Below are 8,550 nucleotides of genomic sequence, written 5' to 3' on the forward strand. Positions count from 1 at the left end.
GGTAAACACATATTTGGGGGTTGGGGGGGTAGTGTTTCAAAGGCACTTTGTCAAAAAAAAACCCGCGGGGTGGGCCCCCCCCCCCGGAACCCCCCCCCTCGTCGTTTCGTTTCCGCACCCGCGGTTGTCGTCCCGCTCGGATCTGTCGAGTGATGTCGGTCCGCTCAGGCCGTCGCCTTCGACAGCAGGGCGCGGGACCGGTGCAGGACCTCGTTGAGCACGCGCTCGGCGGCCGCGGTGTCGGCGGCGTCGAGCCCGGTCCAGATCGGCCGAGTGAGTTCGGTTGTTCGGGTGCCGATGTGGGTGACCAGTGTCCGCCCGTCGTCGGTGAGCCGGTCGTCGGCGATCAGCCCACGTTGGGTGAGTCCGGACAGCACCGCCTCGATGTGGGGCAGTGGCGCCGCGGCGCGGACGAACCCCACCAGATCGCCGTCGCCGTCGAACTGGGTCGTCAGTCGTAGCGCCACCCATTCGGGTTCGGACAGCTGGTGCTCCACGAGGATGCCGCGCAGCAGGGCGTTGAGGGTCTTCTCGGTCTGGCCGATCAACTGGGGGCCGAACGGAGTCATGGACTTCTCCCATCCTCGATGCAGATCATTTGTTGGTGTGGCCAACGATATAGATTGTTGGTCGGACCAACAAGTTGGCTAGGGTGTGGTCATGGTGCAACCTCTGGACAGGCGAGCGACGTGGCTGGTCGGCAGGGTCCAGCAGCGGGCCCACGGGCTCGTGCAGGAGGCTCTCGGCGCGGCCGGGTCGCGGCCGTACCACTACCGGATCCTCGCCGCCCTCGATGAGCTCGGCCCCGCCAGTCAGGCCGACGTCGGCCGGCTGACGGGGATCGACCGCAGCGACGTCACGGCGGGCCTGGACGTCCTCTGCACTGCCGGGTGTGCCACCCGCACGCCCGATCCTGCGGACGGGCGTCGCAAGATCGTCTCACTCACCGAGCGGGGCCGTGCGCAGCTGGAGAGACTGGACGTCGTGCTCGACGGCGTCCAGTCCGAGTTCCTGGCGCCGCTTGCACCCACGGAGCAGCGGGTCTTTCTGGAGCTGCTGGGGCGGATGGTGCCCGACCGGTGAAATGCCACCCCGAGGCATGTCCTTCGGGGTCTGTCACAGAACGTCGACGGTTCGGTGCACACCGTGCGCGAACTCTCCCGTTGGGCTGTGCCGGGATGTTTCACTTTCGGGACTTCTTCGGTACTGGTGAGTCCCGCGCGATCTGAGGGGTGGTGTGGCCTACACCGTCGTCATGACAGGAGCGACCCGAGGCATCGGCCGGGTCGCGGTGGAGCGGATCCTCGCCGGCGCGCCCGAGGCGGTTCTGGTGCTGCCGGCACGCGATCCCGGCGGAATCGAGGTCGCCACCCGGCTGAGCCGTGGCGGCAGGACGGTGGTGTCGATCCCGACGGATCTGACCTCGCTGCGTGGCGTCCGGATCGCGGCGGACGAGATCACGCGCAGGGTGGACGCCGGGGTGTTGCCGCCGCTGCGTCTCCTGGTCGCCAACGCCGGTCTGCAGCACACCGACGACACCACGGAGACCGCCGAGGGATTCGAGGCGACGTTCGCGGTCAACGTCCTCGCCAACCACGTCCTCGTCCGCCGTCTCCAGGACCGTCTCGCGGCGCCGTCACGGATCGTGGTCACCGTCAGTGACACGCACTTCGGCGACTTCCGGCACAACATGGGCATGGTTCCGGCCCCGATGTGGCGGGCACCGGAGGAGTTGGCGCGGGTGCGGGCGTTCCCCGCCCCGGACTCGACGGCCGCGGGCCGGACCGCGTATTCGACCAGCAAGCTCGCGGCGATTCACCTCGTGCACGAGTACGCCCGACGGCTCCCTCGGGGCGTGGACGTCGTCGGCTTCAACCCCGGTTTCGTTCCCGGAACCGACCTCGCCCGCGACGCCGGACCCCTCGCCCGGTTCGCGGTGCGCCGCGTGATGCCGCTGCTGGCCTTCACCCCGATGGCCACCGGCCTCGAGGCTGCGGGCCGTCACCTCGCTGACGCCGCCCTCGGGAACACGCCCGCAACCACCGGCGGCTACGTCGACCGTGCAGCCGCGGCCAGGTCCTCCGACGAGTCCTACGACCCGGAGCGGGAACGGCAGCTGTGGGAGGCCGTCGAGCGCCTCACCGCCGACCACGTCCGCTGAGGCGGAGAACTCGGCCGGCTCTGCGATGGCGGGCAAGCGTCATCGACGGCGTCGAGGACCGCGACGACATCGAGATGATGGTCGCGTCCGGCGGCGTGACGCGCACGTGTTCGACTGCCGGCTTCGACGGAGCCGGGGGCAGGACCGCGCCGTCACAGTGGTCGGGTCCGTAGCGTGCGCGGGCCCCTGAACCGGCCGCGACGGTCCTCGGTGGCGAGGACGACCCGGTCCGGCCGGACCAGGGCGGCGCGCAGTCGATGCCGGCCCAGCCACGTCGCCGCGTCCGGGGCCGCGGCGACCGGCACCCGCCGTGCGTCGACCTCACGGGTGAGGGCCTCGAGCGGGCCGGCTTCTGCGGTCCCGACGAGCGCGAACCCGGGGCCCAGCAGTTCGTCCGAGCGGCGGCCGTCGGCAAGCACCCACTGTGGAACCGGCATGCCGATCGGGGAGCGCACGATCGTGCGGGCCCGCGGGGTCAACGCGCTGCCGCGGAGCCGCGGGGAGAGGAACCGCCGGGCGAGAGGATCCGGGTCCGGCAGCCGGGCGGCGCCGCGGAGCGAGGCGTGGCCGGCTCGCAGCGGCGGAGCCGACATCACCCGGCCGACGAGGACCGCGCCGCGGATCGCCCGTGTGACGTGTGCCCGGCGCTCCGGCTGGTAGGTGTCGAGCAGGCACTCGTCGGCGTCACCCGCGTGCACCAGGGCGATCTTCCACGCCAGATTCATCGCGTCGCGCTGCCCGGCGCCGAGTCCCTGCCCGATGAACGGGGGCGTCTGGTGCGCGGCATCGCCGAGCAGGAACACCGGCCCGCGGCGCCAGGTGTCGGCGACCGCGGCGCGGTGCGAATACACGGTGCTGCGCAGCACCGTGTACTCGCCCGTCGGGAACCACGGGTCCAGACGACCGCGCACGGCGTCCTCGTCGACGGCTTCGGCGGTGGGCAGCCGGAACTCCCAGCGGTACCGGTCCTCGCCGATCTGCATGTACGTTCCGGACCGTTCGCCGCCGCAGATCTGGTGCACGCCCGGCCACAGCTCCACCGCGCGGTCGGCCCGGACGTCCACCACCAGCCAGTGCTGGTCGAATCCGAGATCGCGCATGCGCGAGCCGATCTGCCTGCGCAGTGGGCTGTTCGCGCCGTCGCAGGCGAGGATGTGGCGTGCGCCGACGGTGCGGCTCCGACCGTCACCGAGGTCGCGGACGGTCACCTCGGCGCCGCCTGCCGGTCGAGCCAGCACCGACACGACCTCGTGGCCGGTGAGCAGCGTGGCCTGCGGGTGCCGGGTGAGGTGCGTCCGGAGGACCCGTTCGAGGTCGGGCTGGTCGAACATGTTGGTCTCCGGCCAGCCGTGCACGCCGACGTCGCGGTCACGCCGGATCTCGACGAGGGTGCGCAGGGCCGGATCGACCAGTCGCATGCCGAGTGCGGGCCGGCACACGGCCGCGACGTCCTCGGCGGACCCGGCGGCCTGCGCGATCCGCAGCACCTCGTCGTCCAGGTGTACGGCCCTCGGCAGCGGGTACGGCTCGCGATGCCGCTCGACGACGACACAGTCGACGCCGCGCCGGGCCAGCAGTGTCGCGGCGGTCAGCCCGGTGGGGCCGGCTCCGACGACGAGGACGCCGGTGGCGGACGCGGGAATCAGGACCGGCTCAGCACGATCGAGAACTGCACCTGGCCGGCGTCCTCGACCACGATGTTCGGGAAGGTTGTCGGCTTCTGAACCTGGTAGTCGGACCACGCGACGTCGAGGGCGCCCGCGGTCTCGAGCGTCTCGCCCGACCGCCGGATGTCGAAATCGGTTGTCACCTCTCGGCTCTGACCGCGCAGGGTCAGCTTCCCCGTCACCGGAACCGACACCGCCCGACCGTCCTCCGGCACGGCCGCGAGGTCCACCGGCTCGGTCACCTCGAAGGTGGCCTTCGGGAAGCTGCCGGTGTTCATGACGAACATGTCGAAGTACGAGTCGCGGCGGCCGTTGTCGGTGGCGATGCTGGCGACGTCGACCTCGACGGTTCCGGTGGTCAGCTTCGAATCCTGCACGGTCGCCGTGCCGTTCACGGTCGACGTCTGGCCGCGCACGAAGACCCGCTGTCCGTTGAGCGTCTCCCAGACCTCGTATCCGGCCGCCGAGGTCGGTTGCACGGTCCACTCGCCGTCGAGTGACCCGGACCCGCCCTCCGACGTGCCCGACAGTCCCAGTGCATCGGGCTGGTCGCCGTGCAGGAACTTCGCGTAGGCCCACGGCCCGACGCCGATGGCGAGCGCCGCCACCACGACCACCGAACCGAGGATCCACCACAGACGTTTGCGCATGAGCGAGAAACCTAGCGCATGGCGGGTGCCTCGTGGGGCGCTATGTTTCGTGCCGAGCGGTCCGTCGAACCCGACGTGAGATCAGTTCGGCGGCATCGAGATTCGCCAATTCGTCGGCGAGTGTGCAAGCCCGGTTACGGTAACCGGGAGTACGCAGGACGGTGTCGACCGCACGCCGGATCGCGGCAGGCGAGGGGGAACCGGCGCGAATCCGGATACCGGCCCCGGATCGGGCGACGCGCGCCCCGATCTCGGCCTTGTCCTCGGTGCTGCCCGCGACGACGAGCGGGGTGCCGTGGGAGAGCGCGAAATGCACACCGCCCCAACCGCCGTTGGTCACCATCACGTCGACGTGGGGAAGCAGCAGGTCGAACGGCACGAACTCGGTGACGATCAGATTCGGGGACGTCCGGCGGACGGTCTCGACCGGGCGGCCGCCGGTGGTGACCACGAGCAGGGCATCGGTGCCGGCGAGTGCGTCGACGGCGGGGTCGATCAGTGTGCTCAGGTCGTGGTTGTCCAGGGTGCCCTGGGTGATCAACACGACCGGTCGGTCCGTGTCGAGCCGAGACCACCAGGGCGGTGTCGGACTGTCCTCGGGCGCGGCGGGAAGGATCGGTCCGACGAAGCTGAGCCGGCCGCCGATATCGGTTCGCGGATACTCGAATCCCGGTGTGGTCAGCACGAACACGTCGTCGGCGAGGAGAGGCCAGTCGAGCAGGAAGCACGCCGGATCCGCGCCGGTCGCCCGGCGGGTCTGTGCGGCCGCGATCCCCTGGGCGCGCCGCATCACGACACCGCGGGCGCCGGCGTTGAGTGCGCGATTGCGGAGCCGACCGAGCCGGCCGGTCGAGGGCGGCAGTCCCGGGCCGAACGGTGCGGTGTCGATGCTCGTGGCCATCAGGGGAGATGTGCAGACCGCGAACACATTTGGGCGACCGTCCGGTTTCGTTCCGACGAGGGGGAGGGCGCCCATGAAGAGATTCTCGGCGATCACGGTGTCGGCGCCCTCGCGTTCGACCGCGTCGACGACCGCGCGGTACTGGTCGGCGGCCAGCGCCGCGAACATTCGCTCGGCGTCGAAGAGGGAACGCAGGAACGCCGGCCGTCGCCGACGGCCGGGAAACCGCTCGTCGAGGGCGGATTCGTCGTAGTCGCAGGTCGGGGGCAGTGGAACGAACCGGATCCCGGCGCGTTCCGCCCGGTCCTCGAACCTGCGTCCGGTGAGGATCGCGACGTCGCAGCCGTCCCGCACGAGCCGCCTGCCGATCGCGAGCATCGGCTGGACGTGGCCGGTCAGGGGTGCGCTGCACAGCAGAATCGAAGCCACACAGGTCCTTTCGGGGGCGGGTCACCAGGGGTGTCGAGAATGGTGTGGGGGACCGGCCGCCAAACGTACCCCTTGCGCCGGCGTTGAGGGTGGGCTAACTTTCGATCGTCAAGGGTTCAACGACCGCACCCTGGGCCTTCTCTCGATTCCTCCCACTCTCATCCCTCCCGGAGTGCCCCCTCATGACCACTGCGTTCATCAACCGGATCAGCACCGTCGTGCCCGAACACGATGTGCACCAGGCATTCGTCGACTTTGCCGACGGCACTTTCACGGAGCGGCGCAAGCAACTGCTGTTCCGGAGAATGGCGGAACGGTCCCAGATCTCGCACCGGTGGGCGGGCATCGGCTCGCCCGAGACCTTCTACGGGGACGACCCGAACTCGGTGGACACCGAGACCCGGATGATCGAATTCGAGAGGAGCGCACCGGGTCTGGCGGTCCGTGCGGTCGAGGGGCTGGAACTCGGTGATCGCGCGGCGGAGATCACGCACCTGATCGTGATCACCTGCACCGGCTTCTACTCGCCCGGAATCGACTTCGAGCTCATCAAGAGTTGTGGCATCAGCCCGTCGGTGGAGCGGACCCAGATCGGGTTCATGGGCTGCTTCGCGGGGATCAACGGCCTCAAGCTCGCCCACCACATCGTCCGGTCCGAGCCGAGCGCTCGCGTGCTGGTGGTCAGCCTGGAACTGTGTTCGCTGCACCTGCAGCGGTCGGAGTCGCTCGAGACCATGCTCTCGTTCCTCGTCTTCGGCGACGGCTGTGCCGCCGTGCTGGTCAGCGCGGACGAGGAGGGTATCGCAATGGATTCCTTCAAGGCCGTCATGGTGCCGGGCTCGCCCGAGCTGATCACCTGGCGGATCGGCGACATCGGGTTCGACATGGTGCTCTCCGGGAAGGTGCCCGGCACCCTTGCGCGCGCACTCGACGAACCCACCCTGAAGGAGATTCTGGCGGGGGCGGACCGAGAGTCGATCGACCTGTGGGCCGTGCATCCAGGTGGCCGATCGATCCTCGACGCGGTGGAGGACGCGATCGGGCTGGCGCCGGACGCGCTGTCCGCCTCCCGTCACGTGCTCGACAACTACGGCAACATGTCGTCGGCGACCGTGCTGTTCGTGCTCGCCGAGATCATGAAGCGGGCCCGTGACGGCGGCCCGACCGGCACCGGCTGCGCGATGGCCTTCGGGCCGGGGCTGACGGCGGAGACGATGCTGTTCCACATCTGACCCCGCCACGCGGGCGGGGCCGGCTCGGCGCGTCAACGGGAGGTCACAGAACGTCAACGGTTCGCGCTGCGCGGGTGCCGAACCCTCCCGTCGGGGCGTGTCGGATGTTTCACTTGGTCCGCTTGTGACAAGAGGGACTGATGTGACAGTTCCGCCTGCCCCGCTGGAAGGAGAGCGGCGCCCCGGGATCCGCCCGGCCGTGCGTCCGTCGAAGCCTATGAAGATGACCACCTGGAAGTCCGGCGCCGCGATCTCCGCCGTTGCCCTGACCACCCTTCTGCTCCCGGTCACGGCACTCGCCGACCCGAGCGGGGACGCCGCGGCGGCGGAGGCGGTCGCGGAGACCGGTGCGTCACCGACCCCGCTCGTCGGCAAGAAGGTTTTCCTCGACCCGGGCCACCAGGGCACGAACTACAGCGAGAACCTCGCGCGGCAGGTGGACGACGGCCGCGGCGGCACCAAGGACTGCCAGACCACCGGCATGACGAGTCTCGGCGGAACCCCCGAGCACACCATCACCTGGGACGTCTCCCAACTCGTCAAGGCGGGACTCGAGAAGCTCGGCGCCACGGTCGAACTCAGCCGCCAGGACGACTCCGGCTGGGGAGGCTGCGTCGACGAGCGGGCCCGCGCCGCCAGTGCGTCCGGCGCCGATCTCGCGGTGAGCCTTCACGCCGACTCGACGGCCGCGGGGGAGGACGACACGAAGCACGGTTTCCATCTGATCGTGCCGACGCTGCCGATTCCCGACGAGAAGGTCGACGAGGTCCAGTCCGGCCCGGGCCTGGCGGCCTCGCACGCGATCCGGGACGCCTACGTCAAGGGCGGGTTCGCGCCGGCGAACTACGCCGGTGTCGTCGACGGGATCCAGAGCCGCAGCGACATCGCCGGACCCGCGCTGACCACCGTGCCGCTCGCGTTCGTGGAGATGGGCAACGGATCCAACCCGGACGACGCCGCGGTCCTGGACAGTCAGGACGGCCGGCTCAAGCACGCCGTCGCGATCATCGTCGGAGCGGTCGACTATCTGATGGGCGTGAGCGGGACCGCGACCCCGGCGGCGCAGGCAACCGTCACGACGCCGACGAGCGCGGCTCCCACGACAACCGCGGCACCCGCGGCAGCGGCAACCGCCGCGCCTGCGGCAGCGACGACCAGCGTTCCGGCGACGTCGACGCCGGCAACGTCGAGTCCGACCACCACCGCGACGCCGGCGACCACCACCGCGACGCCGGCGACCACCACCACCGCGACGTCGTCGACCACCAAGGCGCCGTCGGGCGAGTCGTCGCCGGCGACTGTCGTCACCCAGGGGCTGGCGGCGTTGCAGACGCTGCTGTCCACCTTCGGTCTCGACGGCCTGCAGAACCTCGCCGACACCGCGAACCTCGGGGTGTTCGCGGACCTGCTGGGAGTGTTGCTCAAGGTGCTCGGCTGAGCCAAGGTCGTCGCGAGCTCCGACGTCCACCCGTAACCACGACGAGGGCCGGACACCGTTGCGGTGTCCGGC

8 protein-coding genes are annotated in these 8,550 nt (G+C 70.2%); 4 read left to right on the forward strand and 4 right to left on the reverse strand.

The window, feature by feature from the left end:
- Positions 1-164: 164 nt before the first annotated feature.
- Positions 165-569 carry a helix-turn-helix domain-containing protein gene (locus tag ACWDU4_RS27980; protein ID WP_450117220.1) on the reverse strand — a complete coding sequence of 135 codons (405 nt, stop codon included), beginning with the start codon at positions 567-569 and terminating at the stop codon, positions 165-167.
- 91 nt (positions 570-660) lie between these two features.
- Here ACWDU4_RS27980 and ACWDU4_RS27985 point away from each other — a divergent pair, with 91 nt between their 5' ends.
- Both ACWDU4_RS27985 and ACWDU4_RS27990 read left to right on the forward strand, forming a co-directional pair.
- Positions 661-1,083, forward strand: coding sequence for a MarR family winged helix-turn-helix transcriptional regulator (locus ACWDU4_RS27985; protein ID WP_450117221.1), 423 nt, complete (start codon positions 661-663; stop codon positions 1,081-1,083).
- A 172-nt stretch (positions 1,084-1,255) separates the two neighbouring features.
- Positions 1,256-2,161 (forward strand): SDR family NAD(P)-dependent oxidoreductase, encoded by a 906-nt coding sequence (locus tag ACWDU4_RS27990; protein WP_450117222.1) that lies wholly within the window; start codon positions 1,256-1,258, stop codon positions 2,159-2,161.
- Positions 2,162-2,313: 152 nt separating this feature from the next.
- Here ACWDU4_RS27990 and ACWDU4_RS27995 read toward each other — a convergent pair whose 3' ends face one another.
- From ACWDU4_RS27995 to ACWDU4_RS28005, 3 genes are read right to left on the reverse strand one after another with little or no spacing between them, the layout of a single operon-like run.
- Positions 2,314-3,903: a bifunctional 3-(3-hydroxy-phenyl)propionate/3-hydroxycinnamic acid hydroxylase gene (locus tag ACWDU4_RS27995; RefSeq protein ID WP_450117223.1), complete on the reverse strand. Its 1,590-nt coding sequence runs from the start codon at positions 3,901-3,903 to the stop codon at positions 2,314-2,316.
- Entirely contained in the window at positions 3,804-4,478 is a 675-nt protein-coding gene (locus ACWDU4_RS28000) for a YceI family protein (protein WP_450117224.1), read from the reverse strand. The genes ACWDU4_RS27995 and ACWDU4_RS28000 overlap by 100 nt, the downstream gene beginning before the upstream one ends.
- Positions 4,479-4,518: 40 nt before the next feature.
- Positions 4,519-5,808, reverse strand: a complete 1,290-nt coding sequence (locus tag ACWDU4_RS28005) for a glycosyltransferase (protein ID WP_450117225.1) — start codon at positions 5,806-5,808, stop codon at positions 4,519-4,521.
- 182 nt (positions 5,809-5,990) lie between these two features.
- Here ACWDU4_RS28005 and ACWDU4_RS28010 point away from each other — a divergent pair, with 182 nt between their 5' ends.
- A complete protein-coding gene (locus tag ACWDU4_RS28010) occupies positions 5,991-7,040 on the forward strand; it encodes a type III polyketide synthase (protein ID WP_450117226.1) in 1,050 nt (349 codons plus the stop codon).
- Between the two features lie 223 nt (positions 7,041-7,263).
- On the forward strand, positions 7,264-8,478 hold the full coding sequence (locus tag ACWDU4_RS28015) for an N-acetylmuramoyl-L-alanine amidase (protein WP_450117227.1): 1,215 nt from the start codon (positions 7,264-7,266) through the stop codon (positions 8,476-8,478).
- Positions 8,479-8,550: the final 72 nt, after the last annotated feature.

This window comes from Rhodococcus sp. NPDC003348, assembly GCF_053589375.1.

What these genes read in the sequence shown, in the direction of transcription:
- ACWDU4_RS27985 (WP_450117221.1), top strand. Translation starts at nt 661, where the DNA reads ATGGTGCAACCTCTGGACAGGCGAGCGACGTGGCTGGTCGGCAGGGTC.
- ACWDU4_RS28000 (WP_450117224.1), bottom strand. Translation starts at nt 4,478, where the DNA reads ATGCGCAAACGTCTGTGGTGGATCCTCGGTTCGGTGGTCGTGGTGGCG.
- ACWDU4_RS28010 (WP_450117226.1), top strand. Translation starts at nt 5,991, where the DNA reads ATGACCACTGCGTTCATCAACCGGATCAGCACCGTCGTGCCCGAACAC.
- ACWDU4_RS27990 (WP_450117222.1), top strand. Translation starts at nt 1,256, where the DNA reads ATGACAGGAGCGACCCGAGGCATCGGCCGGGTCGCGGTGGAGCGGATC.
- ACWDU4_RS27980 (WP_450117220.1), bottom strand. Translation starts at nt 569, where the DNA reads ATGACTCCGTTCGGCCCCCAGTTGATCGGCCAGACCGAGAAGACCCTC.
- ACWDU4_RS28015 (WP_450117227.1), top strand. Translation starts at nt 7,264, where the DNA reads ATGACCACCTGGAAGTCCGGCGCCGCGATCTCCGCCGTTGCCCTGACC.